Source organism: Tsuneonella sp. HG222, from assembly GCF_053819185.1.
The window spans coordinates 678,762-704,066 of record NZ_JBSOQZ010000001.1 but is presented as its reverse complement, the minus strand read 5'-3'; the positions used below and the strand labels follow the sequence as shown (position 1 = coordinate 704,066).

Annotated in this window: 25 protein-coding genes; 17 read left to right on the top strand and 8 right to left on the bottom strand. The window is 65.6% G+C overall.

All coding sequences use genetic code 11. From position 1 onward, the window contains the following. Positions 1-19 precede the first annotated feature (19 nt). The 4 genes from ACWPMZ_RS03505 (at position 20) to ACWPMZ_RS03490 (ending at position 5,783) form a co-directional block, all read left to right on the top strand. Positions 20-1,165 (top strand): thiolase family protein, encoded by a 1,146-nt coding sequence (locus tag ACWPMZ_RS03505; protein ID WP_455702622.1) that lies wholly within the window; start codon positions 20-22, stop codon positions 1,163-1,165. Continuing rightward, positions 1,165-3,495, top strand: a complete 2,331-nt coding sequence (locus ACWPMZ_RS03500; protein WP_455704157.1) for a 3-hydroxyacyl-CoA dehydrogenase NAD-binding domain-containing protein — start codon at positions 1,165-1,167, stop codon at positions 3,493-3,495. Before ACWPMZ_RS03505 ends, ACWPMZ_RS03500 begins: the two co-directional genes overlap by 1 nt. 23 nt (positions 3,496-3,518) lie before the next feature. Further along, a complete protein-coding gene (locus tag ACWPMZ_RS03495; RefSeq protein ID WP_455702621.1) occupies positions 3,519-5,309 on the top strand; it encodes an acyl-CoA dehydrogenase C-terminal domain-containing protein in 1,791 nt (596 codons plus the stop codon). Positions 5,310-5,495: 186 nt separating this feature from the next. Beyond that, positions 5,496-5,783, top strand: a complete 288-nt coding sequence (locus ACWPMZ_RS03490) for a GIY-YIG nuclease family protein (protein WP_455702620.1) — start codon at positions 5,496-5,498, stop codon at positions 5,781-5,783. A 139-nt stretch (positions 5,784-5,922) separates the two neighbouring features. Here ACWPMZ_RS03490 and ACWPMZ_RS03485 read toward each other — a convergent pair whose 3' ends face one another. Continuing rightward, the gene (locus ACWPMZ_RS03485) at positions 5,923-6,873 is read right to left on the bottom strand and encodes a TauD/TfdA dioxygenase family protein (RefSeq protein ID WP_455702619.1); all 951 of its coding nucleotides are present in this window, start codon (positions 6,871-6,873) and stop codon (positions 5,923-5,925) included. Between the two features lie 32 nt (positions 6,874-6,905). Beyond that, positions 6,906-7,364, bottom strand: coding sequence for a MaoC family dehydratase (locus ACWPMZ_RS03480; protein ID WP_455702618.1), 459 nt, complete (start codon positions 7,362-7,364; stop codon positions 6,906-6,908). 99 nt (positions 7,365-7,463) lie between these two features. Between ACWPMZ_RS03480 and ACWPMZ_RS03475 the strand changes: the two genes are divergently transcribed. The 5 genes from ACWPMZ_RS03475 to ACWPMZ_RS03455 are packed head-to-tail and all read left to right on the top strand — an operon-like array spanning position 7,464 to position 10,872. Then, complete coding sequence (locus ACWPMZ_RS03475; RefSeq protein ID WP_455702617.1) at positions 7,464-7,943, top strand: hypothetical protein; 480 nt, start codon at positions 7,464-7,466, stop codon at positions 7,941-7,943. Continuing rightward, complete coding sequence (locus ACWPMZ_RS03470; RefSeq protein WP_455702616.1) at positions 7,940-8,329, top strand: Rid family hydrolase; 390 nt, start codon at positions 7,940-7,942, stop codon at positions 8,327-8,329. The genes ACWPMZ_RS03475 and ACWPMZ_RS03470 overlap by 4 nt, the downstream gene beginning before the upstream one ends. After that, positions 8,329-8,613, top strand: a complete 285-nt coding sequence (locus ACWPMZ_RS03465) for an I78 family peptidase inhibitor (RefSeq protein ID WP_455702615.1) — start codon at positions 8,329-8,331, stop codon at positions 8,611-8,613. Before ACWPMZ_RS03470 ends, ACWPMZ_RS03465 begins: the two co-directional genes overlap by 1 nt. Before the next feature lie 58 nt (positions 8,614-8,671). Beyond that, positions 8,672-9,817: an acyl-CoA dehydrogenase family protein gene (locus tag ACWPMZ_RS03460; RefSeq protein WP_455702614.1), complete on the top strand. Its 1,146-nt coding sequence runs from the start codon at positions 8,672-8,674 to the stop codon at positions 9,815-9,817. After that, positions 9,814-10,872: an enoyl-CoA hydratase/isomerase family protein gene (locus tag ACWPMZ_RS03455; RefSeq protein ID WP_455702613.1), complete on the top strand. Its 1,059-nt coding sequence runs from the start codon at positions 9,814-9,816 to the stop codon at positions 10,870-10,872. The genes ACWPMZ_RS03460 and ACWPMZ_RS03455 overlap by 4 nt, the downstream gene beginning before the upstream one ends. A 3-nt stretch (positions 10,873-10,875) precedes the next feature. On the opposite strand, the gene ACWPMZ_RS03450 is transcribed toward ACWPMZ_RS03455, so the two are convergent. From ACWPMZ_RS03450 to ku, 4 genes are all read right to left on the bottom strand, one after another. Continuing rightward, positions 10,876-12,162 (bottom strand): alkaline phosphatase PhoX, encoded by a 1,287-nt coding sequence (locus ACWPMZ_RS03450; protein WP_455702612.1) that lies wholly within the window; start codon positions 12,160-12,162, stop codon positions 10,876-10,878. Positions 12,163-12,325: 163 nt separating this feature from the next. Next, on the bottom strand, positions 12,326-13,468 hold the full coding sequence (locus ACWPMZ_RS03445) for an OmpA family protein (protein WP_455702611.1): 1,143 nt from the start codon (positions 13,466-13,468) through the stop codon (positions 12,326-12,328). Positions 13,469-13,704: 236 nt separating this feature from the next. Then, positions 13,705-16,227 carry a DNA ligase D gene (gene ligD, locus ACWPMZ_RS03440; RefSeq protein ID WP_455704156.1) on the bottom strand — a complete coding sequence of 841 codons (2,523 nt, stop codon included), beginning with the start codon at positions 16,225-16,227 and terminating at the stop codon, positions 13,705-13,707. 94 nt (positions 16,228-16,321) lie between these two features. After that, on the bottom strand, positions 16,322-17,173 hold the full coding sequence (ku, locus tag ACWPMZ_RS03435) for a non-homologous end joining protein Ku (protein ID WP_455702610.1): 852 nt from the start codon (positions 17,171-17,173) through the stop codon (positions 16,322-16,324). Positions 17,174-17,252: 79 nt separating this feature from the next. On the opposite strand from ku, the gene ACWPMZ_RS03430 reads away from it, so the two are divergent. Together ACWPMZ_RS03430 and ACWPMZ_RS03425 are read left to right on the top strand one after the other, a co-directional pair. Beyond that, positions 17,253-17,858: an SOS response-associated peptidase gene (locus tag ACWPMZ_RS03430; RefSeq protein ID WP_455702609.1), complete on the top strand. Its 606-nt coding sequence runs from the start codon at positions 17,253-17,255 to the stop codon at positions 17,856-17,858. Between the two features lie 59 nt (positions 17,859-17,917). Then, positions 17,918-20,098 carry a PQQ-dependent dehydrogenase, methanol/ethanol family gene (locus ACWPMZ_RS03425; protein WP_455702608.1) on the top strand — a complete coding sequence of 727 codons (2,181 nt, stop codon included), beginning with the start codon at positions 17,918-17,920 and terminating at the stop codon, positions 20,096-20,098. Positions 20,099-20,619: 521 nt separating this feature from the next. On the opposite strand, the gene fixJ is transcribed toward ACWPMZ_RS03425, so the two are convergent. Continuing rightward, positions 20,620-21,243, bottom strand: a complete 624-nt coding sequence (fixJ, locus tag ACWPMZ_RS03420) for a response regulator FixJ (RefSeq protein ID WP_455702607.1) — start codon at positions 21,241-21,243, stop codon at positions 20,620-20,622. Continuing rightward, positions 21,233-22,717, bottom strand: coding sequence for a PAS domain-containing sensor histidine kinase (locus ACWPMZ_RS03415; protein ID WP_455702606.1), 1,485 nt, complete (start codon positions 22,715-22,717; stop codon positions 21,233-21,235). The genes fixJ and ACWPMZ_RS03415 overlap by 11 nt, the downstream gene beginning before the upstream one ends. 146 nt (positions 22,718-22,863) lie before the next feature. Here ACWPMZ_RS03415 and ACWPMZ_RS03410 point away from each other — a divergent pair, with 146 nt between their 5' ends. Genes ACWPMZ_RS03410 through ACWPMZ_RS03385 form a run of 6 tightly spaced genes read left to right on the top strand, consistent with a single transcriptional unit; the run spans position 22,864 to position 25,218 of the window. Further along, positions 22,864-23,553: an alternative oxidase gene (locus tag ACWPMZ_RS03410; RefSeq protein ID WP_455702605.1), complete on the top strand. Its 690-nt coding sequence runs from the start codon at positions 22,864-22,866 to the stop codon at positions 23,551-23,553. Further along, complete coding sequence (locus tag ACWPMZ_RS03405; RefSeq protein ID WP_455702604.1) at positions 23,505-23,939, top strand: histidine kinase; 435 nt, start codon at positions 23,505-23,507, stop codon at positions 23,937-23,939. Before ACWPMZ_RS03410 ends, ACWPMZ_RS03405 begins: the two co-directional genes overlap by 49 nt. Position 23,940: 1 nt before the next feature. After that, positions 23,941-24,261 carry a DUF1971 domain-containing protein gene (locus tag ACWPMZ_RS03400; protein ID WP_455702603.1) on the top strand — a complete coding sequence of 107 codons (321 nt, stop codon included), beginning with the start codon at positions 23,941-23,943 and terminating at the stop codon, positions 24,259-24,261. Further along, complete coding sequence (locus ACWPMZ_RS03395) at positions 24,258-24,758, top strand: group III truncated hemoglobin (RefSeq protein ID WP_455702602.1); 501 nt, start codon at positions 24,258-24,260, stop codon at positions 24,756-24,758. Before ACWPMZ_RS03400 ends, ACWPMZ_RS03395 begins: the two co-directional genes overlap by 4 nt. Next, positions 24,751-24,927 carry a hypothetical protein gene (locus tag ACWPMZ_RS03390; RefSeq protein WP_455702601.1) on the top strand — a complete coding sequence of 59 codons (177 nt, stop codon included), beginning with the start codon at positions 24,751-24,753 and terminating at the stop codon, positions 24,925-24,927. Before ACWPMZ_RS03395 ends, ACWPMZ_RS03390 begins: the two co-directional genes overlap by 8 nt. Next, positions 24,928-25,218, top strand: coding sequence for a hypothetical protein (locus tag ACWPMZ_RS03385; RefSeq protein ID WP_455702600.1), 291 nt, complete (start codon positions 24,928-24,930; stop codon positions 25,216-25,218). It begins immediately after the preceding gene. The last annotated feature ends 87 nt before the right edge of the window (positions 25,219-25,305 follow it).

Genomic DNA, 25,305 nt, shown 5'->3' with positions numbered 1-25,305 from the left:
AAAAGGAAGGTTCGTTTCGATGCCCACCATGCCGATTGACGTCGTGATCGCCGGCTACGCCCGCTCCCCCTTCACGCTCGCCAGCAAGGGCGCCCTGGCGCGCGTTCGGCCCGACGATATCGCGGCGCAGGTGATCAAGGCGCTGGTCGATCGCAGCGGCGTCGATCCGTCGAAGATCGAGGATCTGGTGCTGGGCTGCGCCTTTCCCGAAGGCGAACAGGGCTTCAACATGGCGCGGCTGGTGGTGCTCAACGCCGGGCTGCCCAACTCGATCGGCGGGATCACGATGAACCGCTTCTGCGGCAGCTCGATGAGCGCGATCCACTATGCCGCCGGGCAGATCCAGCTCGGCGCGGGCGAATGCTTCATCGCCGCCGGGGTGGAATCGATGAGCCGGGTGCCGATGGGCGGGTTCAACCCGATGCCCAACCCCAACCTCGCGAAAGCGAGCGAAGCCTACATCTCGATGGGCGACACCGCCGAGAACCTGGCGACCAAGTATTCGATCGACCGTTCCGCACAGGAAGCCTTCGCGGTGAAGAGCCAGCAGAAGGCCGCCGCCGCCGCGCAAGCCGGCAAGCTGGCCGACGAGATCGTCCCCATCGTCCACGGCGACACCACCATTTCCGAGGACGGCACGCCCCGCCCCGACACCACGGCGGAGGGCCTTGCCGGGCTCAAGCCCGCCTTCCAGGCCGACGGCACGGTGACCGCGGGCACGTCCTCGCCGCTGACCGACGGCGCGGCCGCGGTGCTGGTCTGCTCGGCCGATTTCGCCCGGGCCAACGGGCTCACGGTGCTCGCCAGGATCAGGTCGGTCGCGATCAGCGGTTGCGCGCCCGAGATCATGGGCATCGGTCCGGTCCTCTCCAGCCAGAAGGCGATGGAGCGCGCCGGGATCACCGCCGACCAGGTTGACGTGGTCGAGCTCAACGAAGCCTTCGCCAGCCAGGCGATGGCGTGCCTGGCCGACCTCAAGTTCGACGAGAGCAAGGTCAATATCGACGGCGGCGCGATCGCCGTGGGCCACCCGCTGGGCGCCACCGGCGCGCGGATCGTGGGCAAGGCCGCCAGCCTGCTCAAGCGCGAGGGCGGGCGCTATGCGATCGCCACCCAGTGCATCGGCGGCGGCCAGGGCATCGCGACCGTGCTGGAGGCCGCATGATGGCCGATTCAAGCGCTTCCGGCCCGATCAGGAAAGTCTGCGTCATCGGCTCGGGCGTGATGGGCTCGGGCATCGCGGCACAGGTCGCCAATGCCGGCGTTCCCGTGCTGCTGCTCGATATCGTCCCCAGGGAAGGCGACAACCGCAACGCCGTGGCCGAAGGCGCGGTGGCCAGGATGCTCAAGACCGAGCCCGCGCCGTTCATGTCGAAGGGCGCGGCGAAGCTGGTCGAGACCGGCAACATCGAGGACCACCTGGGCAAGGTCGCCGAGTGCGACTGGATCGTCGAGGCGGTGCTCGAGCGGCTGGACGTGAAGCAGGGCCTCTACGCGAAGATCGAGGAGCACCGCAGGCCGGGCACGCCGGTCTCGTCCAACACCTCGTCGATCCCGCTGGCCATGCTGACCGAGGGGCGCAGCGACGACTTCGCCAGCTCGTTCATGATCACGCACTTTTTCAACCCGCCGCGCTACATGAAGCTGATCGAACTCGTCGCGGGCGAGAAAACGTCGAATGACGTGACGAAAAGGGTGATGAATTTCGTCGACCGCACGCTGGGCAAGAGCGTGGTCTGGGCCAAGGACACCCCCGGCTTCATCGCCAACCGCATCGGCACCTTCTGGATCCAGACCGGCGTGAACGAGGCGTTCGACCGCGGCGTTTCCGTCGAGGAAGCCGACGCCGTCGTCGGCAAGCCGATGGGCGTTCCCAAGACCGGCATCTTCGGCCTGGTCGACCTCGTCGGCATCGATCTCCAGCCTCACCTGATGGCCAGCCTGCAGTCCACCCTGCCCAAGGACGACCCGTACCAGGCGATCGCCCGCAGCGAGCCGTTGATCGAGAAGATGATCGCCGACGGGCTGACCGGCCGCAAGGGCAAGGGCGGGTTCTTCCGCATGACCAAGGACGGCGGCAAGCGCACGCTCGAGGCCATTAACCTGACCACCGGCCACTACGATGTCGCCAAGTCGGTCTCGCTGCCCCGGGGCAACCTGAAGCAACTGGTCGAGATGCCCGGCAAGCTGGGCGAATACGCCTGGGCGGTGCTGGGCAACACGGTGGCCTATGCCGCCGGACTGGTGCCCGAGATCGCCGACAGCATCGTGGGCGTCGATGACGCGATGAAGCTGGGCTACAACTGGAAGTACGGGCCCTTCGAGTGGATCGACCAGCTCGGCGCCGACTACGTCGCGCAGCGGCTGGAGAAGGACGGCAAGCCCGTCCCCGAACTGCTCAGGCTGGCCTCGGGCCGCACCTTCTACCGTGTCGAGGGCGGCAAGCGGCAGTACCTCGGCACCGACGGCGAATACCACGACATCGTGCGCCCCGAAGGCGTGCTGCTGCTGGCGGACGTCAAGCTGGCCGGCAAGCCGATCATGAAGAACGGCAGCGCCGCGCTGTGGGACCTGGGCGACGGGGTCGCCTGCCTCGAATTCACCGGCAAGATGAACGCGCTCGACGACCAGGTCATGACCCTGGTCGGCCAGGCGATCGGCCATGTCGCCAAGACCATGAAGGCGCTGGTGATCTATAACGAAGGTGCGCACTTCTCGGCCGGTGCCAACCTTGGCCTCGCGCTGTTCGCCTACAACATCGGCGCCTTCAGCCAGATCGAGCAACTGGTCGCCGGCGGGCAGATGGCGCTCAAGGGTCTCAAGTACGCCCCCTTCCCCGTCGTCGGCGCGCCGCACGGCATGGCGCTGGGCGGTGGGTGCGAGATCCTGCTCCATTGCGACGCGATCCAGACCCATGCCGAACTCTACACCGGCCTGGTCGAGGTCGGCGTGGGGCTGATCCCCGGCTGGGGCGGCAACGGCGAGATGCTCGACCGCTGGCGCTCGATGCCGAAAATGCCCAAGGGCCCGATGCCCGCGGTCGCCAAGGTATTCGAGACCGTCAGCACCGCGACCGTCTCGAAGTCCGCCGCCAACGCCAAAGAGCTGGGCTACCTGCGCCCGTCCGACGGCGTGACGATGAACTTCGACCGCCTGCTGCACGACGCCAAGGAGAAGGCGCTGGCCATGGTCGACGGCTACGCCGCGCCCCAGCCGCCCGAGTTCACTCTGCCCGGCCCCGGCGGCAAGGCGGCACTGATGCTCGCGGTGGACGGCTTCCACAACCGCGGCCTGGCGACCGACTACGACGTCGTCGTGTCCGAAGCGCTCACCACGGTGCTGACCGGCGGCGACGACGGCGATCCCGTCCAGCCGGTGACCGAGAACGAACTCCTGGCGATCGAGCGCAGGGAATTCATGGCCCGCCTGCACGATGATCGCACTCTCGCCCGGATCGAGCACATGCTCGAAACCGGCAAGCCCCTGCGAAACTAAGCGCGCACCCGAGGAGACGCGACATGCAAGTCTATGAAGCCCCGCTGCGCGACATGCGCTTCGTCCTGCACGAACTCTATGCCGAGGAACCGTTCGGCAAGGTGGAGGCGAACGACGAGTTCGACGCCGACCTGCTCGACGCGATCCTCGAGGAAGCCAACAAGCTGGCCACGGGCGTGCTGCTGCCGCTCAACCGCAGCGGCGACGAGGAAGGCTGTCATCTCGAAAACGGAGTCGTCCGCACGCCGAAGGGCTTCAAGGACGCTTACGACCAGTTCCGCGAAGGCGGCTGGACGTCGCTCGCCGCCGATCCCGCCTGGGGCGGCCAGGGCCTGCCGGAAACCGTCAACAAGCTGGTCGAGGAGATGATCAGCGCCTCCAACGTCAGCTTCGGGCTCTATCCCGGCCTGACCCACGGTGCAACCACCGCGATGGTCGATTTCGCCAGCGAGGACCTGAAGAACACCTGGCTGCCGAACATGGTGGCCGGCACCTGGACCGGCACGATGTGCCTGACCGAAGCGCATTGCGGCACCGACCTGGGCCTGCTGCGCACCAAGGCGGTCCCGCAGGACGACGGCAGCTACAAGGTGACCGGCGGCAAGATCTTCATCTCGGCCGGCGACCACGACCTGTCGGAGAACATCGTCCACCTCGTGCTCGCGCGGCTGCCCGATGCACCCCCGGGGATCAAGGGCATCTCGATGTTCCTCGTCCCCAAGCTGCTGCTCGACGACAGCGGCCAGCCGAGCCGGCCCAACGCCGTCTCGGTCGCCGCGATCGAGCACAAGATGGGGCTCAAGGCGTCGGCCACGTGCCAGCTCAACTTCGACGAGAGCACCGGCTGGCTCGTGGGCGAAAAGCACCGCGGCATGCAGGCCATGTTCCGCATGATGAACAACGAGCGCGTGGCCGTGGGCGTCCAAGGCCTGGGCCTCGGCGAAGCCGCCTACCAGGCCGCCGTCTGGTACGCCAAGGACCGGCTGCAGGGACGCAGCCTGTCGGGCGCCAAGTATCCCGACAAGCCGGCCGATCCGATCATCGTCCATCCCGACGTGCGGCGCATGCTGATGACGATGCGCGCCTACAACGAAGGGTGCCGCGCGGTCTGCGGCTGGGTCGCCCGGGCGATCGAGACCGCGGAAAAGGGCACCGAGCCGGAGGCCAAGCGGCGCGCCGAGGATTTCATCGCCCTTATGACCCCGGTGGTGAAGGCGTTGTTCACCGACCTCGGCTTCGAGACCGCGAACCTGGCAGTGCAGGTCTATGGCGGGCACGGCTACATCCGCGAAAGCGGCGTGGAGCAATACGTGCGCGACGCGCGCATCGCGCAGATCTACGAAGGGACGAACGGCATCCAGGCGCTCGACCTGGTCGGGCGCAAGATGGGCGCGCACAACGGGCGCTACCTGCGCAGCTTCTTCCATCCGGTCGCCCGTTTCGTAGACGAACTGAAGGCGCACGAGGAGTTCGCCAAGCAGGGCGAGGCGCTGGAAAAGGCCTTCCAGGCGCTGCAGCTCGCCACCGGCACGATCGCCCAGAAGGGCCTGGCCGATCCCGAGGAAGCCGGCGCGGCCGCCACCGAATACCTGCGCCTGCTGGGTTTCGTGGCGATGGGCTACACCTTCGGCAAGGCGATGGTCCTGGCCCACGGCAGATTGGCCGAAGGCACCGGCGAGGCCGACTTCTACAAGGCCAAGATCGTGACCGGCCGCTTCTTCTTCGACCGCCTGCTCCCGCCCGTCAGCGCGCTGGTGCTGGTGATCAAGCGCGGCAAGGCGAGCACGATGGACCTGCCGGTGGAGGCGTTCTAGCGATTGGAAGAAAGGGGCCTCTTGGCCGCGCTCTTTCTGAGCCAGTCGAATGGCGCAAGGCGGTAGCCGACGCCGCGAATTCGTGGTTCGACAAGCTCACCACGAACGGAGTTTCGCGGTACGCGTTGATCGAAAATCCGTTCGCCCTGAGCTTGTCGAAGGGCGAATTGGCGTTACGCTGGGACAATGGCGTTTCACACTTACCTCGTGCGCTGCGCCGACGGCTCTTACTACTGCGGCCACACCGAAGACTTGGCCGTGCGGATCGCCGATCACAATGCCGGTCGCTTTCGCGGATACACCTTCAGTCGCCGCCCAGTTTCGCTGGTCTGGGAAGCGAATTTCCCTTCGCGCTACGAAGCCCTCTCGGCCGAGCGCCAGATCAAAGGCTGGAGCCGTGCGAAGAAGGAGGCATTGATCGCAAATGACTGGGTGCTGCTGTCCTTGCTGGCGCGAAACCGCCAAGGGCGCTGACGTCGCTCGAATCCGCGGTTCGACAAGCTCACCGCGAACGGTAGTTCAGCCCGGCTTCTGCTAAGCGCCGGTCGTCCTGAGCTTGTCGAAGGGCGATATGCAACAGGCCTCGCCCACGATTACTGCGAACCTACGCTGCCTACCTGCCCGCCGCGCGCGAAGCCTGGATGTCAACCACCTTGGGGCTGTCGGCAAACAGCACGCTGAACTGGTCGTCGAGGCCCTGGGTGTGGGGCTCGGTACCTTCGCGCACGGTCGTGCGGCGCATGTCGCGCTTGTAGGTGTCGTAGGCGTATTCGCCGCCGCGATGCATCGAGCACAGGTTGTCCCAGATGACCATGTCTCCGACCTGCCAGCTGTGGCTGAACACGTACTGCGGCTGGGTGCAGTGCTCGATCAGGTCGCGGATGAGCTTGCGGCCTTCTTCCGGCGGCATTCCTTCGACGTCCATCGTGTGGGCGGCGATGAACAGCGCCTTCCGGCCCGAACCCTTGTGGACATGGACCAGCGGGTGACGGGCCTTGAACCGCGCCTCGATTTCCTCGTCCGGAATGTCCGCGCCGGCCAGCTTGCGGCTCCACCACAGGGAGTTCACGCCGACCTTGTCGGCGAGGAAGTCCTTCATGTCCTGCGGCAGGTCGTCATAGGCGCTGCGCGTGTCGGCGAACCACGTCTCGCCGCCCTCGGGCGGGACCGAGTGGGCGAGCAGCAGCGAATAGCTGGTGCGCTTCGACATGAAGGCGCTGTCGGTGTGCCACAGCCGGTCGCCCTTGCGGTACTGGATCGCCGCCGGATCGGTCGTGATCTCGCCTTCGGGATTGAGGTTGCTCGCGTCGAACAGCTCACGGAACGGCAGGCGATATTTCATGCCTTCGCGCGCTGGAACCTGCTCGAGATACCCGAAGTTGCGGCTGAACTCGACATGGTTCTCGTCGGACATGTGCGTGTCGCGCCAAACGGTCACGCCCCACTGGTCCATCGCGTCGGTGACCTGCTTCACCTCCTCGGGCGAAAGTTTGCGCGTCAGGTCCAGACCCGAACAGTAGGCACCGAAGCGCGGCAGGATGGGTTCGACGGTCAGGGTGGCCACGGCGATCTCTCCGGAGTTTATTAGCTTGCTAATTATTTACCAGCCGGGCGCTTCCTTTGCAAGCTTGCCCGGCGGCAATGCGCCACGAGGACGCCGTCATGATTGTAGGCGCGATGGATGAAGCTGACGATCCCCTGATCGGGCCGCGACCTGCTTTCGCGCACGTCGGTCACCTCGGTCTCGATCCGCAGGGTGTCGCCAACGAAGATCGGCACGGGGAAGCGCACCTCGTCCCACCCCAGGTTGGCGACCGCCGTGCCTTGCGTGGTGTCGTTGACCGAAATGCCGACCATCAGCCCCAGCGTGAAGCACGAGTTGACGAGGATTTTCCCGTACTCGGTGCCCTTCATATACTCGGCATCGAGATGCAGCGGCGCCGGGTTGTGGGTCAGGGCGCTCATCAGCAGATTGTCGGTTTCGGTCACCGTGCGGCGCAGCGGGTGATCGAACACCTGCCCCACCGAAAACTCGTCGAGCCACAGTCCGGCCATGCATCGTCTCCTTCGGCCGGTGCCCTAGCGATTTTTTGGGCGAGGCGGAAAGTTTTCCGAATTCGCGTGTTGGGATGCGAAACATCCACGGAGTTTCAAATGCGTCTTACCCTTTTGCTTGCCGGTGCCGCTGCCATGACCCTTGCCGCCTGCGATTCCTCCGCGCCGGAGCCTGCCGCCACCGAGACCGCGGTGGTCGCCGCCGAGACCGGCGATGCGGCTTCCCCCACCCCCGTGCCCAGCGCGAGCGAGACTGCCCTGCCGACCACCATTCCGACTGCCTTCCAGGGCCGCTTCGGCCTCGTCGCGGCCGACTGCACCAGCACGATGGGCGATGCCAAGGGCCTGCTCGAAGTGAGCGGCGACAAGCTCAAGTTCTACGAATCGGTCGGCACCCTGACGGCGCTGACGGATGCCACCGTGGGCCGCATCAAGGGCGACTTCGCCTTCACCGGGGAGGGCATGGAGTGGGAGCGCCAGGTCGTGATGGACCTGCGCGACAACGGCAAGGTCCTGGTGCGGCGCGAATTCGGCGAGGGTGCATCGCCCGAAGCTTTCACCTATACCCGCTGCGCATGAGCGAACGCACCCGCATCCCGCCCCTGTCGCCGTTCGAGGAACAGGCCGGGTTCACCCGCGGCCTGCGCACCGGCAACCGGATAATCCTGTCCGGCACGGTTGGGGTGGAGGACGATGGCTCGGTCGCCCCTGATGCCGGGGCGCAGGCCGACCGCTGCTTCGCCCTGATCGCGCAGAACGTCGAGCGGCTCGGCGGGCGGATGGAGGACCTGGTGCGGGTGCGGATGTTCGCCACCGACATCGCCGATGCCGATGCGATCACCGCCGCTTTTACCCGCGCGATCGGCCATGTGCGGCCGACGGGAACCCTGGTGGCGGTTGCCGCGCTCTACCAACCGGGCTGGAAGGTCGAGATCGAGGCCGAAGCCGTGATAGGAGACGATTGATGCGCCTGTTTCCCCTCGTTGCCCTGGTCCCCGCCCTCACCCTCGGCGCCTGCGCCACGACCGGCGATTACGGCGAACGCGGCGCGTGCCGGGTGGAGCCGGCCTCGCGCTTCATCGGCCAGACCGCCACGGCCGAGCTGGGCTGGAAGATCCAGGCCGCAGCCGGGGCGCAGACGCTGCGCTGGGTTCCGCCGCGTTCCGCGGTGACGATGGATTTCAACGCCAACCGCCTGAACGTCGAATACGACGACGCCATGGTCGTGACCGCCGTGAAGTGCGGCTGAGGCAGCGGCTGCGCTCGGGCCGGTTGCATCTGCAACCAAACCGCGCCAAGGCGCCGGCATGACCGGACAGTTCGCGCTTACCGACGACCAGCTCGCCATCCAGGAGATGGCGCAGCGTTTCACCGCCGACGCGATCACGCCCCACGCCGCCGAGTGGGACGAGAAGCACATCTTCCCGCGCGACACGATCCGCCAGGCGGCCGAACTCGGCTTCGGATCGATCTATGTCAGCGAAGAGAGCGGCGGGATCGGCCTCGGCCGGCTCGAGGCGGCGCTGATCATGGAGGCGATGGCCTACGGCTGTCCGTCGACCAGCGCGTTCATTTCGATCCACAACATGGCCAGCTGGATGATCGACCGGTTCGGCGGCCAGGCGGTCAAGGACAAATACCTGCCCAGCCTCGTCGGGATGGAGCGCATCGCCAGCTACTGCCTGACCGAGCCGAGCAGCGGGTCCGACGCCGCCGCGCTGAAGACGAAGGCGACACGCGATGGCGATGAATTCGTCGTCTCCGGAACGAAGCAATTCATCTCCGGCGGCGGCGAGAACGAGGTCTACGTCACCATGGTCCGCACCGGCGAGGACGGCCCCGGCGGCATCTCGTGCCTGGTAATCGAGAAGGACATGCCCGGCGTCAGCTTCGGTGCGCAGGAGCGCAAGCTCGGCTGGCACTCGCAGCCCACCGCCGCGCTGAACCTCGACCAGGTCCGCGTCCCGGCGGAGAATTTGGTCGGCGGCGAGGGCGAAGGTTTCCGCATCGCGATGATGGGTCTCGACGGCGGGCGCCTCAACATCGGCGCCTGCTCGCTCGGCGGCGCGCAGCGCTGTCTCGACGAGGCGGTGCGCTACACCAAGGAGCGCCAGCAGTTCGGCCGCCCGATCGCCGATTTCCAGAACACCCAGTTCACCCTGGCCGACATGGCGACCGATCTCGAGGCAGCGCGCGCCCTGCTCTATCTGGCGGCTGCCAAGGTGAGCGAGAACGCGCCCGACAAGACCCGCTTCGCCGCGATGGCCAAGCGCCTCGCAACCGACAACGGCAGCGCGATCGTCGACCGCGCGCTGCAACTGCATGGCGGCTACGGCTACCTGCAGGACTATCCGATCGAACGCTTCTGGCGCGATCTGCGCGTCCACTCGATCCTCGAAGGCACCAACCAGGTCATGCGGATGATCGTTGGCCGGGACCTGCTGCGGCAATGAGCGACGAGGTCCATTTCCACACCCACGGCGCGGTCGGCCATATCTCGCTCAACCGGCCCAGGGCGCTGCACGCGCTGACGCAGGGCATGTGCGAGGCCATGGCCCGGCAACTGCTCGCCTGGCGCGGCAACGATGCTATCGAGGCGATCATCCTCGATCATGCCGAGGGCCGAGGGTTCTGCGCCGGGGGCGATGTGCAGCTGGTGCGCAATTCCGCACTGGAGGACGGCGGCGCTGCGGGCCGCGCATTCTTCCATGCCGAATACCGCCTCAACCACCTGATGTTCACCTACCCCAAGCCGATCGTCGCCTGCATGGATGGGGTCACGATGGGCGGCGGCGTGGGCATTTCGCAGCCTGCGCAATACCGCGTCGCGACCGAGAACTCGCTGTTCGCCATGCCCGAGGGCGCGATCGGTCTGTTCCCCGACGTGGGCGCGGGCTGGTACCTGCCGCGCCTGCCCGGCCGGATCGGCGTGTTCCTCGCGCTCACCGGCGCGCGGTTCGACGGGGCCGAATGCCTGTGGGCCGGCCTCGCGACGCATTACCTGACGAGCGACCGCCTGGCCGAAGCCAAGGCGCAGATCGCCCAGGCGCCCGCCAAGATCGATGCGATCCTCGCCTCGCTCGCCCCGGCCGAAACGCCGACGGCGCGCGTGGTGAAGAACGAGGAGGCGATCAACCGCCTGTTCGCCTCGAGCGACCTCGAAACGATCGTCCAGGCGCTGCGCGACGATCCGTCGGAGTGGGCTGTGAAGGAACTGAAGGCGGTGTCCGCCAAGTGCCCGGCCACCGCCAAGGTGGCCCTGCGCCAATTCGCCGAAGGGGCCAACCGCGAGACCTTCGCCGACGAGATGCAGGCCGAATACCGCATCGCCGCGCGGATGATGCTGCGGTCCGATTTCGTGGAAGGCGTCCGCGCCGTGCTGGTCGACAAGGACAACGCACCGCAATGGGACCCGCCTACGCCCGAAGGCATCACCCCGGCGATGCTCGATGCCATCTTCGCGCCGCTCGCCGACGGCGCGGAGTGGACGCCCTTTCCGGACGCCTGAATCCTACCAGGGGCCGGTGATCGCCAGCGTCCGCGTGGGATGCTGGGCGTTGACGAACAGCCACCGGCCATCGGGCGAGAAGCAGGCGCCCGCCCACTCGGTATCCATCCCCAGCCTTGCCAGCGTATATGCCTCCCCGGCAGGCGTGATGCCGCGCAGGTGATTGCCGGTGGCGAAATCGCCATCCTCGCACACGATCAGGTGGCCCTTGGGCGAAATCGTCAGGTTGTCGCACTTCTGCAGCACCGCCGCATCGCGGCTTTCGTAGAACAACTGCAGCCGGTCCGCTCTGCCGCGCCCGATCCGCAGCCGGAACACCTGACCAAGCTGCGCCGCCCCGCCGTTGGTGCAGGTGAAGTAGAGCTCGCCCTCGCCCATCCAGATGCCCTCGCCCCGCGCGAACAGCGCCCCGCCTGCCGCTGCGCCGCGCTGGCGCAGGTCGTCCTCGGGCGCCTCGACATCGCTGAGGTCGACCCACCGGCATGGGTGCCAGGCACCCGGGCGCATGACCTCCCCCTGCCAGTTGCGAGTGTCGCCGGGCCCGCGGATTGAGAGGGCCTGCAACCTGCCGCCCTGCACCAGCCGACCGGGTTCGCGTGGCAGAAAGCGGTAGAGCAGCCCGTCGGGGCGGTCCTCGGTCATGTAGACAACGCCGGTCGCAGGATCGACGCAGGCCGCTTCGTGATTGAAACGCCCCATTGCCTTCAGCGGCAGGGCCTCGATGGGGCCTGTGGCCGTAGCAGGAACCTCGAACACCCAACCGTGCCCGTCAACCAGCTTGCTCCCCTGTACGCCCGCCTCCTCGCAAGACAGCCAGGAGCCCCACGGCGTGATCCCGCCGGCGCAGTTGCCGAGCGTCCCTGCCAACGTGCGCACCTGGCGCTCGACCGTCAGGCTTCGCGCGTCGAGCACCAGCGTCGTCGTGCCGCCGGCAAGCCAGTTGCCGTCAGGATGGCGGACGAAGCCTCGCGCGGCTTCCACGCCGGGGCCGTGCTGGGGCCAGATCTCGTGGTTGCAGACCAGCGCCCATTTGCCTTGGCCGAGATCGAAGCAACCCATGCCGTCGGCCCGGTCGGGCACGGTGCCGCCGTCGCTCATCGCATCGCCCAGCGCGGCGATCACTCGATAGGAGAAACCGGCAGGCAAGGCGGCAAGGCCGGCCGGATCGGCGACCAGTTCGCCGTAGCCGGGCGCTCTCTCCGCTTTACGGGCGGCTCCGCCCGGCGCCGCCGCAAGTGCGGCGAATGCCGCGCCAGTTGCGCCGAGGAACTGTCGGCGGCCCACATGCATCGTTTGCGACTCCGGTAATCGACCTGGGTCGCCCGATGCCGTGCGGAGATGACGTTACCATTTCAGGTGATGCCGGATGGCGCGCAAACGTTTGCCGCGCAAAGAAAAGGGGCCGCAGGATTGCTCCTGCGGCCCCCGATCTGTTTGAGCCGATGGCTCTCGCTTACATGCCCGAACCCGGACCGTAAGTGATTTCCACACGGCGGTTCTGCAGCTCGCGCACACCGTCGGCGGTGGGCACACGCGGCATCGTCTCGCCGAAGCCCTGGCTGGTGATGCGCGCGGCAGGAATGCCACGCCCGGTCAGGTAGCTGGTCACGCTCGCGTTGCGGCGGTTGGCCAGCCCTTCGTTGTAGGCGGTCGAACCCGAACGGTCGGTGTGACCGGCCAGCATGATCGGCACGTTGGCGCAGTTGCCATAGGCCGTGACCGCGCTGTCGAGGATCGTCGCCGCGGCAGGCGTGATGTCCGACTTATCCCAGTCGAAGAACACGATGTACGGGCCCTTGTTGCAGACCGGAGCAGCAACCGGCGGAGGCGGCGGCGGCGGCGGCGGCGGGGGCGGCGGCGGGGGCGGCGGAGGCGGCGGCGGCGGCGGAGCATCCGCACCACCGAAGTTCGCGCGGACGCCGATCAGGAACGAGTGAGTCTTCTGATCGAAGTTGACCGAACGGTTGTAAGAATCGGTCAGCTTGAACTCGTGCGTGTCCATGTACTTGTACTTGGCCGCGAGCTCGAACGCTTCGCTCAGCGGAACGCGCAGTTCCGCGATACCCTGCCAGGCCCAGGCGGCGTCATGATCGTCGATCCAGGGAACAGTGCCCGGGGTCAGGACCATGTTGGCCTGCGCGCGGCCGGCGCCGACGCCGACGGCGAAGCCGACACCGTCGTTACCGCCGAAGTCGAGCAGGGCGTTGGCCCAGCCGCCGAGCAGCTGCGTGCGACCCGAAGGATCGGCGTAGGAGCCGGTCTGGAAGTTGCCGGGCGCGGTGTAGGGCGGAATGCCCGGAGCGCCGGCGGTGACCGTGTCGAAATCCCAGCGCTTCTGCGAGAATTCGAGTTCGGTACGGATCAGGCCCCAGTCGTAACCGGCCTGGAACGCGTACTCGTAACCGCGATCGTTATCGACGGAAGCGGCATCGACGATCGTCTGGATGTCGATGTCGGTGTCCTTCGGGAACACGACGCCCAGATCGGCGCCGAAATACCCCTCGCCGTCCCGCGCCTGCGCCGGGGTGGCGAGAGCAGCTGCCGCGACCGAAAGGCCGAGAGCAACCTTGCTCAGGTTGGAAAGTCCAAAACTCATTTTTGCAGTTCCCTCACTACAGGGCGTGACGGTGCACCACGCCAGGTTCGGTGTGGCCGCCCGCGACCCGCCCTTGAAAAGCGAACGCTGCAGCAACAAACCGAAGACGCTCTAAACCGTATTTGGTGCCCACGGCAACGTCAGAAAAGTCGAGTGTATCATAATTGCCACGGTTTCACCTGCAACCGGACGCTTTTTCGCCGCAATTGACGAGCCCCTTCCGAGAGAGCGACCCATCAAAACCCGGGCAATTTCTGTTCGGAGAACCCCCAGCCGGCGAGACCTTTTCCCCGGGCGCGGGCGAGCAGCCGTGCCGTGTCGGCGATCGAGAACGGGTGCGCATCGGCCATGTCCTTCAACTCGCCCCAAGCGATCGGCACCGCGACCGGAGCCCCGGGGCGCGCCCTTGCGCTGTACGGCAAGACGGCGGTGCTGCCGCGCTGGTTGCGCAACCAGTCGATGAAGATCTTCCCCTTGCGCTTCGCCTTGCTCATCGTGGCGACGAACCGGTCGGGCTCGGCCATGCTCAGCGCCTCGGCGAAACGGCGGGAAAAATCCTTGTGCGCTTCCCAGCTATGGCCACGGGCAAAGGGAACCACGACGTGGACCCCCTTGCCGCCCGACAGCATCGCGAAGCTCGCCAGACCGAGATCGGCCAGCCGGTCGTGAATGTCCTTTGCCGCCTGCTTTACCGCGCCGAAGTCGAGCCCTTCGTCGGGATCGAGATCGAACACCATGCGGTCGGGCGCCTCGACGTCGTCGGACCGCGCGCCCCAGCCGTGGAACTCGATCGTGCCCATCTGCACGCAGGCGACCAGCCCAGCAGCTTCCTCGACATAGAGATAGTCCTCGGTCTGGCCGTCCTTCTCGCGGATCGGAACGTGGTGGACGTGTTCGCCGAAGGATCCGCTGTCGTGCTTCTGGAAGAAGCATTTCTTGGCCCGGCCCTGGGGGCAGCGCACCAGGCTGATCGGGCGCCGCGCGGCCCAGGGCAGCATCAGGGCAGCGATTTCCTGGTAATAATCCGCAAGCTCGCCCTTGGTCTGCCCGCTTTCGGGGAAGATCACCCGGTCGCGGTTGGTGATCCGCACCGATTCGGGTCGTTCGGCCCCCTCGTCGAGCGCTTGATTTGCCCGTTCGGGCACCACCTCGGCGGCATCCTTGTCGCTGCGCAGGCCCAGGAAGCTGCCGTGGCGCACGTTCCCGTCGGCGGTGAATTCGGCAAAGGCCACTTCCGCGACAAGCTTGGGGGAGAGCCAGGTGACGCCCCTGCTGGATGTCTTGTCCACCTCGGCCGGGGGCGTGGCACGCTCCAGCGGCTTCATCTTGCGGGTCAGCTCGGCCATCCCGTCCTGCGTGAAGCCGGTGCCGATATTGCCCTTGTAGATCAGCTTCTTGCCTTCGTGCTGGGCGAGCAGAAGCGACGAGAACGGGCGGCCCTTGGCGGTCGACTTCTTCCAGCCAATGAGGACGAATTCCTGCCGCCGGGTGCACTTCACCTTGACCCAGGCCTTGCTCCGCCGGCCGGAATAGGCCGCCTCGATCTTCTTCGAGATGATGCCTTCCTGCCCGGCATCGCACATCGCGCGAAACAGCTTCTCGCCCGATCCGATCACATGATCCGCTACGAACACCGGCGGCCCCGCCTGCGCCAGCAGTCCCTCGAGCCGTTCCTTGCGCTCGATGTTGGTATGCGAGGAAAGATCCTCGCCGTTTACCTCCAGCAGATCGAAGGCATGGAATGCCAGGCTGTCGTCCTCCCCCTGGCTGCCGTGCCCGCGCTTGAGGACCTGCTGCAGGGTGGAGAAGTCGGGATTGCCGGCTTTGTCGTGCGCCACGATCTCGCCGTCGATCAGGCAGGGCGGCAGGTCGAGCGCTGCCAGCGCCTCGACCAGCGGGCCGAACTTGTCGGTCCAATCCTTGCCACTGCGGGTCCAGACCTTCACCTGCCCGCCCTTGCAGCCGACGATCGCGCGATATCCGTCGAATTTGATTTCGTGCAGCCAGCCGTTGCCGGCCGGCACGTCGCTGACCAGCGTGGCCAGTTGCGGCGCGCGGAACTTGGGCATCGGCGCTGCTTTCGCGGGTTTGCTTGCCTTGGCATTGCGCTTCGCCGCCTTGGTCATGACCGCGGCGAAGTCGTCGCCCTTCTTGCCCTTGAGCGAGAACTCGCCGTCCTCGTCGGCCGCGATCTCGGCCATCGTGCGGCCGGTCAATACGCTGGTCAGTTCGCGCTGCACCAACCCGTCGCCCGCCTCGGCGTGCGCATCGTCGAGTTTGCGCAGGAGCCAGTTCTCCCGCTTTTCTCCCGGCTTTTTCTTCAGCCTTATCAACAGCCACTCGCCGTTCATGCGCTCGCCTTCGAGCGTGAAGTGCAGATGGCCCTTGTCGATGTCCTTCCAGCTCTTCCCTTCGACCGGCGTCCAGGTCCCGCGGTCCCACAGCATGACCGTGCCGCCGCCATATTCGCCCTTGGGGATCGAGCCTTCGAAGTCCGCGTAGGCCATCGGATGGTCTTCGGTCCGCACGGCCAGCCGCTTGATGTCGGGGTCGGGGCTCGGCCCCTTCGTGACCGCCCATGATTTCAGAACGCCGTCCGCCTCCAGCCGCAGATCCCAGTGGAGGCGCGTCGCATCGTGCTTCTGGACGATGAACCGGTTGCCACCATCGCTCTTCGCGCGCTTGCCCGCAGGCTCGGCGGTCTTTTTGAAATCGCGCTTGCGATTGTATTCGGCAAGAGGATCGGTCTTGCTCAAGATTCGACCTCCCTTTCTACGTTACAGCCCTGCCCGGCCAGTCGCGCCGGCGTCACCTTGCTCATTGCGGGTGGCCGGAGGGGATTGCAGGATTCCATCAGGCCCGCTTCTTCGCGGGGGCCTTCTTCGCCGCCGGCTTCTTGGCGGGCGCGGCCTTCTTCTCGTCGGAGCCGACCGATTTCTTCAGCGCCGCCATCAGGTCGATCACGTTCGAACCGCGCTGCGCGGGCTCGTCGACATCCTCGAGCACCATCTTGCCCTTGGACTTGGCCTTCTTGGCAACGAGCTGCTTGAGCGCATCTACGTAGCGATCGTGGAATTCGCTCGCATCGAACGGGGCGGTCTTCTGGTCGATGAGCGTGGTCGCCAGTTGCAGCAGGTCCTTCGACGGCTTGCTGGCGGGGATCTCGTTGAAGAACGACTGGCCCTTGCGGACCTCGTCGGCATAGCGCAGCGTTTCCATCAGAATGCCCTTGCCGCACGGCTTGAGCGCGACCAGTTGCTCGCGCCCGCGCACCGAAAGCTGGCCCAACGCCACCTTTTTGGCCTGGCGCAACGCCTCGCGCAGGACGATGAAGGCTTCCTCGGCCAGGTCGTCCTGCGGCACCACGTAATAGGGTTTCTCGAAATAGAGCGGGTCGATCTCGTCGACGCCGACGAACTGCACCAGGTCGAGCGTCTTGCGGCTTTCGATCTTCACCGCCTCGATCTCCTCGTCCTGCAGTAGAACGAAGTTGCCCTTCGACACTTCGTACCCCTTGACGATGTCGTCTGTGTCGATCGGGCCGATGCCCTGCACGACCTTCTCGTAATTGATCGGTTTTCCGCTCGGCTCGTGGATCTGGCGGAAGCTGATCGATGCGCCCGACTTCGCGGCGGCGTAAATTTCGACCGGGATCGAGACGAGGGCGAGCCGTATCTGGCCCTGCCAATATGCGCGTGCGGCCATGCAAACCTCCTGTTCAATCAACCCGACTGCTGAGTCGACTCGCTTGTCGGCGCGCGGTTCCGCGTCCTATGCCCGGATCATGTGCAATCTTTATCGCATGACGAAGAACGCCGACGAAGTGGCGCACCTGTTCGATGCGAAACTGGGCAGCGTGGGGAATGCCGGGGCAGAGGTCTATCCGGGATATCCGGGTCTGGTCGTCGCGCAGGGCACGCTGCGTTCGATGACCTGGGGTTTCCCGCTGGTGCTGAAGGGAAAGAACGGACAGCCGCTCAAGCCCAAGCCGGTCAACAACACCCGCGCCGACAAGCTAAACAGCTTCATGTGGCGCTATTCGTTCGAGGAACGCCGCTGCCTGATCCCCGTCACCGAGTTCGCCGAGGCCGAAGGACCGAAGGGGTCGATGACTCGGACGTGGTTTTCCCTGCCCGACCAACCCGTCTTCGCCGTGGCCGGGATCTGGCGCGACACGCCCGAATGGGGCCCGGCCTTTTCGATGGTCATGACCGAAGCGTGCCAGCACGTGGCCGACGTCCATACAAGGATGCCGGTGATCCTGCGCCCTGGCGACTGGGCCGACTGGCTCGACGGCGCGCCCGATGACGCGGCCATCCTGTGCCGCCCCTATCCCGACGTGATGGCGACGGATCGGACCGCCGAACCCTGGGTGCGCCGGAAGACGTAGCGCTTGCCTTCGCCGCCGGGCACGGCACACTCCCGGCCAAAGGTTCTGGGAGGGATCGCATGCATTTCCGATTTCTGGCGGCCACGGCCCTCTTGCTCGGCGGGTGCGACATGCCGGCAGGCGATCTCGGCACGGGCGCGAGCGAGGCCCAGTTCGGGCGGATCGACCAGGCGCGGCTAGAGGCGGCGGAAGACGATCCCGACAACTGGCTGAGCCACGGGCGGACCTATGCCGAACAGCGCTACTCGCCGCTCGAGGACGTGAACGACGGCAATGTCGGCGACTTGGCCCTCGCCTTTTCGGTGCCGCTCGATACTGCCCGCGGGCAGGAGGCGACGCCGATCGTGGTCGACGGCACGATGTATTTTTCGACCGCCTGGTCGAAGGTCATGGCCGTGGACGCCGCGACTGGCGCGGAGCTCTGGCGGTTCGATCCGCAGGTGCGAGGCGACAAGGGCGCGCATGCCTGCTGCGACGTGGTCAACCGCGGCGTTGCGGTGTGGGGCGGCAAGGTTTTCGTCGGCACGATCGACGGGCGACTGATCGCGCTGGATGCCGGCACCGGGGCCAAGCTGTGGGATGTCGTCACGGTCGACCAGGACAAGCCCTACACGATCACGATGGCTCCGCGCGTGGTGCGCGGCAAGGTCATCATCGGCAACAGCGGCGCCGAGCTTGGCGTGCGCGGATACCTCTCGGCCTACGATGCGGACAGCGGCGCTCTCGCCTGGCGGTTCTATACCGTGCCGCCCAACCCCGCCGACGGACCTGACGGTGCCGCCTCGGACGAGGTGTGGGCTGGGGTAGCCGGCAAGACCTGGGCGGGAAAGTGGTGGGAGATGGGCGGAGGCGGCACGGTGTGGGACTCGGTCGTCTACGATGCGGAGTTCGACCAGCTGCTCGTCGGGGTGGGCAACGGCAGTCCGTGGAACCACCGCGCGCGTAGCGCCGGCAAGGGCGACAACCTGTTCCTGTCCTCGATCCTCGCGCTCGATCCGGACACCGGCGCGTACAAGTGGCACTACCAGCTCAATCCGGGAGAAAGCTGGGACTATACTGCGACCCAGCAGATGACGCTGGCCGACCTCGAAATCGACGGCAAGCCGCGCAAGGTCGTGATGCAGGCGCCCAAGAACGGGTTCTTCTACCTGATCGACCGGAGCAACGGCAAACTGATCAGCGCAGAGCCTTACGCGCCGCAGAACTGGGCCGAACGGATCGATCTGGCAACGGGCCGCCCGGTCGAGAAGGCCGGCGTGCGGTACAAGGACGCGCCGTATCTCATCTGGCCCTCCGGCATCGGCGCGCATGCCTGGCACCCGATGAGCTTCTCGCCCAAGACGGGCCTGGTCTACCTGCCGATGATGCACGTGCCGATGGCGATGGCCGACGACGCGAACTACACCCGCCACATCGGCCGCTGGAATACCGGGGTCGCCTTCATGGCCCCGCCCGAGGGGACTGTGCCCGGCGCCACGCCCTTGCAGCGCCGAGCAGCGCTGGCGGCAATGAACCGCGGTGCGCTCGTCGCGTGGGATCCGGTCAAGCAGAAGGCCGCCTGGACGATCGAGAAGGAATGGCCGTGGAACGGCGGCACGCTGGCGACCGGGGGCAACCTTGTGTTCCAGGGCGATCCCTATGGCTGGTTCCATGCCTATGCCGCCGATACGGGGAAGGAATTGTGGAAGTTCAACGGGGGGCGCGGCATCGTGGCGGGACCAATTGCCTACCGTGTGCGCGGGGAGCAATACGTCGCGGTGCTCGCCGGGTATGGCGGATCGATGGGCGTTGCGACGCCGAGCCCGTGGATGCGCCGTCCGGCGCCCAACGGCGTGCTGTTGGCGTTCAAGCTAGGCGGCACGGCCAAGTTGCCTCCACTGCCCGCCTTCACCCCGCCGCCCTTTGCGACTTCGAGCGAGAAATTCACCGCCGGGCAGTTGGCCGAGGGCGCAACGCAGTACCTTGCCTTCTGCAACATCTGCCACGGGGGACCGGTCAATCCGAACCTCTTCCGCTCCGCAGTCACAACGGACGCGGAGGCTTGGCGAGCGATCGTGCTCGACGGCGCTCTGGCAGACAACGGGATGATCGCCTTCAAGCCGTGGCTCGACGCCGCGCAGGTCGAGGCGATCCGCGGCTACGTGCTGACCGAAGCGGCGCGGATGGCCAAGCTTCCGCCCGACCAACTCGCACCGCCGGACAAGACCGGCGACAAGGGGCCGGCGCGGGCAGGCGACTAGCGTCTCAGCATCACGAGGCATTCAGCGGCCTTGCCGTCCGTGGCCTTCAAGCGTGCGCGTGACACGGCGTTCGCCGGCGACCTCTCAGCAGGAGCAATCGACCCTTAGAGCCAGCAGGCTGGCGGCGAATTCAAATCGACGGACCCACCCGCTCGATCTCGGTCGGCCGATGCAGAACTTTCGCACCAAATCGATACGAAGTTCGGCAGCGATCGAAAAGCCCAGCGGTCCCATCTTTTCAAAGGGACCGCCGGGGCATTGAAATTAAGATACGGAAGTTTGGCCTGAGCAGCTTACAGTTGATGGTTACTGATGGTCGAGAAGACCTATCAATAATCACCGTTGCCAGCCGCGCGATGATAACGGCGATTATGCGAAAATCGGCTTTCCCAGCGGTCCCGCGAACAATTGGGACTGGGGGACTTAGCACCAGTCGCGACGCGGCAGCGTTTGGGCCGATTGCAGACTGTCCGCTTTTGGGCAGCACAGGGCCGAACGCGAGTCCTGATATCCGCATTCCGTCAGGTGATCGTTGCGATGGTCATCATTCTCACCAGGTCAGACAGCGTCTTCGCCTGCATTTTCATCATCGCGTTGGCCCGGTAGACCTCGACCGTTCGCGGACTGATGTCCAGGTCGATCGCGATGACCTTATTGGCCTTGCCTTCGACCAGACCTTGGACGACTTCGCGCTCCCTGCGAGACAGCGTTTCGATGCGGGCAACGACCTCGCGTCGCTGCGACTGCCCCTCCTCCTCTTCTCCCCGTCGCGCCAGCGCGGTGCGGATTGCCGAAACGATCGTTTCATCGTCGAAGGGCTTTTCGATGAAGTCGGCGGCACCGGCCTTCATCGCCTGTATCGCCAGCGGAACATCGGCGTGGCCCGTGATGACGATCACCGGGGCACCGCCGCCTCCCTCTGACATCCTGGCGGCGAGTTCGATCCCGCTAATGCCGGGCATCCGCACGTCGGTGACGATGCAGGCCCCTCCGAGCGGAGGGTCGGATTTCACGAAAGCGTCCGCGGACGAGAACGAGCGAACCCGAATTCCAGCGACGTCCAGTAGGAATTCCAGCGATTGACGCGCGCTCTCGTCATCGTCGATCACGTAAACGATCGCGTCCCTCGCCTCGTCATTCTCCATCGTAGAGTTCCTCGTCTGCAACTGCCTGCAAAGTAAAGCCGAATTCGGCGCCGCCACCCGGCGCTTCCTGTCCCCATATTCGCCCGCCGTGCGCCTCTACGATCGTGCGGGAAATGGAGAGCCCCACGCCCATGCCAGTTCGCTTGGTCGTGACGAAGGGCTGGAAAAGCTTCTCGGCCACCTCCGGGTCGATACCCGGTCCCGTGTCGGTCACCCTGACAAGAGCCATCGCTTCATCAGCCGGTTCGATCGCAATGGTCAGGTCGCGGCGATCCGTGTCCGATTCCGAGATCGCGTCGACCGCGTTTCGCACGAGGTTGAGCACGACTTGCTGGATCTGCACCCTGTCGGCAAGAACGAGATCGATCCCCGGACTGAAATCGTATCGCACGCGAATGCCGTGCTCCTTGGCCCCTACAAGGGCGAGCGCGCTCGCTTCTTCGACCAGCGTAGGCAGGCTTTCGATGGTCCGCTCGGTCTCGCCGCGCGCCACGAAATCCCGCAACCGGCGGATAATCTCCCCGGCACGCAAGGCTTCGGTGGCCGCCCTTTCCACCGCCTCCGCCACGCGCTCATGCGGAACCTCGTCGCGTCCCAGCAGGATTCGCGTACCTTTCAAGTAGTTTGCGATCGCGGAGAGCGGCTGATTGATTTCGTGTGCAAGCGCAGAGGCCATCTCGCCCAAGGCGGTCAACCGCGAGATATGGACCAGCTCGGTCTGTAGTTCCTGCAACCTTGCCTCGGCCTGCTGCCGCTCGGTCAGATCGCGGATGAAGCCGGTGAAAAAGCGCTGTCCGTCCGCGACCATTTCGCCGACCGCGAGTTCGATCGGAAAGGTGGAACCATCCCGTCGGGAGCCCACCACCACCCTGCCCTGGCCGATGATCCTTTTCACGCCAGTCCGGTAGTACCGTGCGAGATAGCCGTCGTGCGCGCTGCGATAGGGATCCGGCATCAGCAGGTTGACATTGCGACCGGCCACTTCGGTCGCCGTCCAGCCGAACATGCGCTCGGCAGTCGGGCTGAACTCCCGGATCGCGCCCGCCTCATCGATCACGACCATGGCATCGGGCACGGTATCGAGGATCGACTGCAAGTGCGCTTCCCGGCGTGCGAGGATCATCGCTGATGCCTCGGTCTCGACCCTTGCCCTCTGGAACCACTCGCCCCCGAAAGCGACCGAAACGCCGATGACCACGAACGCGACCGCCGCAATGTAACTGCCTTGGGTCACCGGTCCTGCCATGGCGTCGCACCACAGGCCTGCGGCGGCGCCGGCAACCACTGCGACCGCACCCGCGCGGAGCCCCGACAAGGCGCTGGCAACCACCACCCCCGGCACGAAGAAGATGAACGTGGCGCGCTGCGCCAGTTCCTCGGCAAAAAGCAGCCGCATCCCCGCACCTGCGCAGATTGCGGCAAGCGCCAGCAACAGCGCGGCGGCAAACGACAGACGGGGCAGGAACCGGCTCATGAAGCTGGCCGGCACTGCCTCCGGTAAGGCCCTTAGGGCGCTCTCCGTAGGGTGATCATCCAAATTTCGCGTTTCCGTCCATGAGCCTAGATCGTCTCCAGCAGCGGCGCTTCCAGTTCAGCGTGCCGCCAAGCGGAGAAGTTTCAATGACTGCACCCTTCATCGATCTAGGCGTTCACCACAACCCTCGCGGGTTGTCGGACCGGATCGCGTTCGGCTTCACCAAGGCACTTCGCTGGTGCGCCGACACCTTCTTTGCCGAGCGTTACGGCCACCGTGCCGTCGTGCTGGAGACCGTAGCTGCCGTACCCGGAATGGTCGGGGCGACAATCAACCATCTCGCCTGCCTACGCCGCATGTGCGACGACAAGGGCTGGATCAAGACGCTCATGGACGAAGCCGAAAATGAGCGCATGCACCTGATGACCTTCATCGAGATCTCCAAGCCTACGTTGTTCGAGCGGGCGGTGATCATTGGCGTTCAATGGGTGTTCTACGTGTTCTTCTTCGGACTCTATATGGTCAGCAGCAAGACCGCGCACCGCGTGGTCGGCTACTTCGAGGAAGAAGCGGTGATCAGCTATACCCACTACCTCGCCGAAATCGACGAGGGTCGCAGCGCGAACGTGCCAGCTCCCGAAATCGCTAGGCGGTACTGGGGCCTGCCCGACGATGCGACGCTGCGCGACGTCGTCCTAGTGGTACGGGCCGATGAGGCTCACCACCGCGACGTGAACCACGGCTTCGCCAACGAACTCGCCGGCCTGCCGGTTGGTCAGGTGGCCGAATGCCCGCCGCACGCCGCTCTGGAACCCAACTGGAAGAACGCGGCCTGATCGAGGGCCGCAAGGAAGGAGGAACGGACATGGATCGCTCGAACGTGATTGGCTTGTTCATCGACGACGTCCCGGTCCTTTCCTCCCTGCAGTTCTCGCTCGCCATCGAAGGGTTGACGACCATCGCGGGCGGGCCCGCCAGGGGTAACTCCGCAGCGCGGATTCTGGTGATCGATCAGAACTACCGGGGGGACGGCCTCGGCTTCCTCGCGGGACTGCGGGAAACGGGATGCGCGGCCATGGCTATCGTACTCGTGACGAACCCCGCCACGCAGTTCCGAACACGCGCCGCATCACTTGGCGCAGTTGTAATCGAGAAACCCTTACTCGGCGACGAGCTCAGCAACGCGATATCGGCCCTGCTCGGGCGTCAGAAAGCAGCATGACATGAAACCGGCGCTTCCCCCCGGCCTCGAGGTCTACAAGCAGACCGCAACCTTCACCGAAACGACCGTTCCCGCCGGCTTGCTGGGCGATCACTCGACCAAGGACGGGGTTTGGGGGCTGATCGAAGTCGAGAGCGGCAAGCTCCGCTACCTCGTGACCGACCCCCGCCAGCCCAACTGCGAGCAGACCCTGGTGGCCGACGGCGAGGCCGGTGTTGTCGAGCCCACGATCCTGCACCGTGTCGAACCCCTGGGCGAGGTGCGGTTTCACGTTCGGTTCCTTCGGGAACCCGGCGCCAGCCAAGAAAGGAGTGGCGCATGACCATCCGAACTGCGATTCCGGAAGATGAGCGGCCCGACACTCGCACAATTGCCCTGGTGAAGCGTGCCGAAAAACGTGCAGCCGCCGAATCCGTCGGAGTTGATGCTGATTTCGTCGATAATCTAGTGGAGGATTTCTACGAGAAGATCCGCGAGGACGACCTGCTCGGTCCGATCTTCGCAGAGCGGATCGTCGATTGGCCGCCGCATCTGGCGCGCATGAAGGCCTTCTGGCGTTCGGTCCTGCACAACAGCGGGGAGTTCTCGGGCAATCCGATGCTCAAGCACCTCGCGATCCCCGGCCTCGAACTCCACCACTTCGCCCGCTGGCTAGAGCTCTTCTATGAGACGCTACGCCAGGCGGAAGGTGGTTGCGAGGCGACCCAGTTCGTCGGCGGGCGCGCCCGGATGATCGCCGACAGTCTTTTGACGGCAATCGCAATGCGCCGCGATGGATTGATCGCCGGGCGCGCAGGAAAGGACCTGCCCCATGCCTGAAGCACTTCGCCAGCCGCAACCTGCCTCGGTTCAAGACCAACGCGTCGCCACGCGGCGTCCCTCGTTGGTCATCGAGAGTGAAGCCAACAACAACGTTCGATTGCTTGCACCGGAAGCGCGGCTCTTCGAGTTGCCGTCTGCGGTGTGGATCACGATGGTCGGTTCCTAAGTGGTCTTCCTGCTTGCCCTTCTCGGTGCGACGGGCGGAGCAAATGCCTCCTTCGCAATCGCCATCTCCGCATTCTACGTAACGATCTTCTTCGCAGCTGCGCGCGCGCTGCTGCGCCAAGGGCCGGCTCAATCCGACAGTCCGCTGGAGCGCACCGGATCCGTTCTCCAGACCGCGTTCGGATCCCTCACCCGCCGTGAAGTGTACGGCCAGGTACTAATCGTGCCCGTCGCGGTTGCTTTCTTCGGGATTGCGATTGCGTTGATCAGCGCGACAGTGCGCAGCTTATAAAATGGCCCAGATTAGGGCACAAATCAGCCACTCAGGACGATAATGCCATTCATAAAAAGTGGCCGGCTCATGATCCCGCGGAAAATT

Coding starts and splice junctions, on each gene's coding strand:
- ACWPMZ_RS03505 (WP_455702622.1), top strand. CDS start 20: ATGCCCACCATGCCGATTGACGTCGTGATCGCCGGCTACGCCCGCTCC.
- ACWPMZ_RS03500 (WP_455704157.1), top strand. CDS start 1,165: ATGGCCGATTCAAGCGCTTCCGGCCCGATCAGGAAAGTCTGCGTCATC.
- ACWPMZ_RS03495 (WP_455702621.1), top strand. CDS start 3,519: ATGCAAGTCTATGAAGCCCCGCTGCGCGACATGCGCTTCGTCCTGCAC.
- ACWPMZ_RS03490 (WP_455702620.1), top strand. CDS start 5,496: ATGGCGTTTCACACTTACCTCGTGCGCTGCGCCGACGGCTCTTACTAC.
- ACWPMZ_RS03480 (WP_455702618.1), bottom strand. CDS start 7,364: ATGGCCGGACTGTGGCTCGACGAGTTTTCGGTGGGGCAGGTGTTCGAT.
- ACWPMZ_RS03475 (WP_455702617.1), top strand. CDS start 7,464: ATGCGTCTTACCCTTTTGCTTGCCGGTGCCGCTGCCATGACCCTTGCC.
- ACWPMZ_RS03470 (WP_455702616.1), top strand. CDS start 7,940: ATGAGCGAACGCACCCGCATCCCGCCCCTGTCGCCGTTCGAGGAACAG.
- ACWPMZ_RS03465 (WP_455702615.1), top strand. CDS start 8,329: ATGCGCCTGTTTCCCCTCGTTGCCCTGGTCCCCGCCCTCACCCTCGGC.
- ACWPMZ_RS03460 (WP_455702614.1), top strand. CDS start 8,672: ATGACCGGACAGTTCGCGCTTACCGACGACCAGCTCGCCATCCAGGAG.
- ACWPMZ_RS03455 (WP_455702613.1), top strand. CDS start 9,814: ATGAGCGACGAGGTCCATTTCCACACCCACGGCGCGGTCGGCCATATC.
- ACWPMZ_RS03450 (WP_455702612.1), bottom strand. CDS start 12,162: ATGCATGTGGGCCGCCGACAGTTCCTCGGCGCAACTGGCGCGGCATTC.
- ACWPMZ_RS03445 (WP_455702611.1), bottom strand. CDS start 13,468: ATGAGTTTTGGACTTTCCAACCTGAGCAAGGTTGCTCTCGGCCTTTCG.
- ku (WP_455702610.1), bottom strand. CDS start 17,173: ATGGCCGCACGCGCATATTGGCAGGGCCAGATACGGCTCGCCCTCGTC.
- ACWPMZ_RS03430 (WP_455702609.1), top strand. CDS start 17,253: ATGTGCAATCTTTATCGCATGACGAAGAACGCCGACGAAGTGGCGCAC.
- ACWPMZ_RS03425 (WP_455702608.1), top strand. CDS start 17,918: ATGCATTTCCGATTTCTGGCGGCCACGGCCCTCTTGCTCGGCGGGTGC.
- fixJ (WP_455702607.1), bottom strand. CDS start 21,243: ATGGAGAATGACGAGGCGAGGGACGCGATCGTTTACGTGATCGACGAT.
- ACWPMZ_RS03415 (WP_455702606.1), bottom strand. CDS start 22,717: ATGAGCCGGTTCCTGCCCCGTCTGTCGTTTGCCGCCGCGCTGTTGCTG.
- ACWPMZ_RS03410 (WP_455702605.1), top strand. CDS start 22,864: ATGACTGCACCCTTCATCGATCTAGGCGTTCACCACAACCCTCGCGGG.
- ACWPMZ_RS03405 (WP_455702604.1), top strand. CDS start 23,505: ATGCCCGCCGCACGCCGCTCTGGAACCCAACTGGAAGAACGCGGCCTG.
- ACWPMZ_RS03400 (WP_455702603.1), top strand. CDS start 23,941: ATGAAACCGGCGCTTCCCCCCGGCCTCGAGGTCTACAAGCAGACCGCA.
- ACWPMZ_RS03395 (WP_455702602.1), top strand. CDS start 24,258: ATGACCATCCGAACTGCGATTCCGGAAGATGAGCGGCCCGACACTCGC.
- ACWPMZ_RS03390 (WP_455702601.1), top strand. CDS start 24,751: ATGCCTGAAGCACTTCGCCAGCCGCAACCTGCCTCGGTTCAAGACCAA.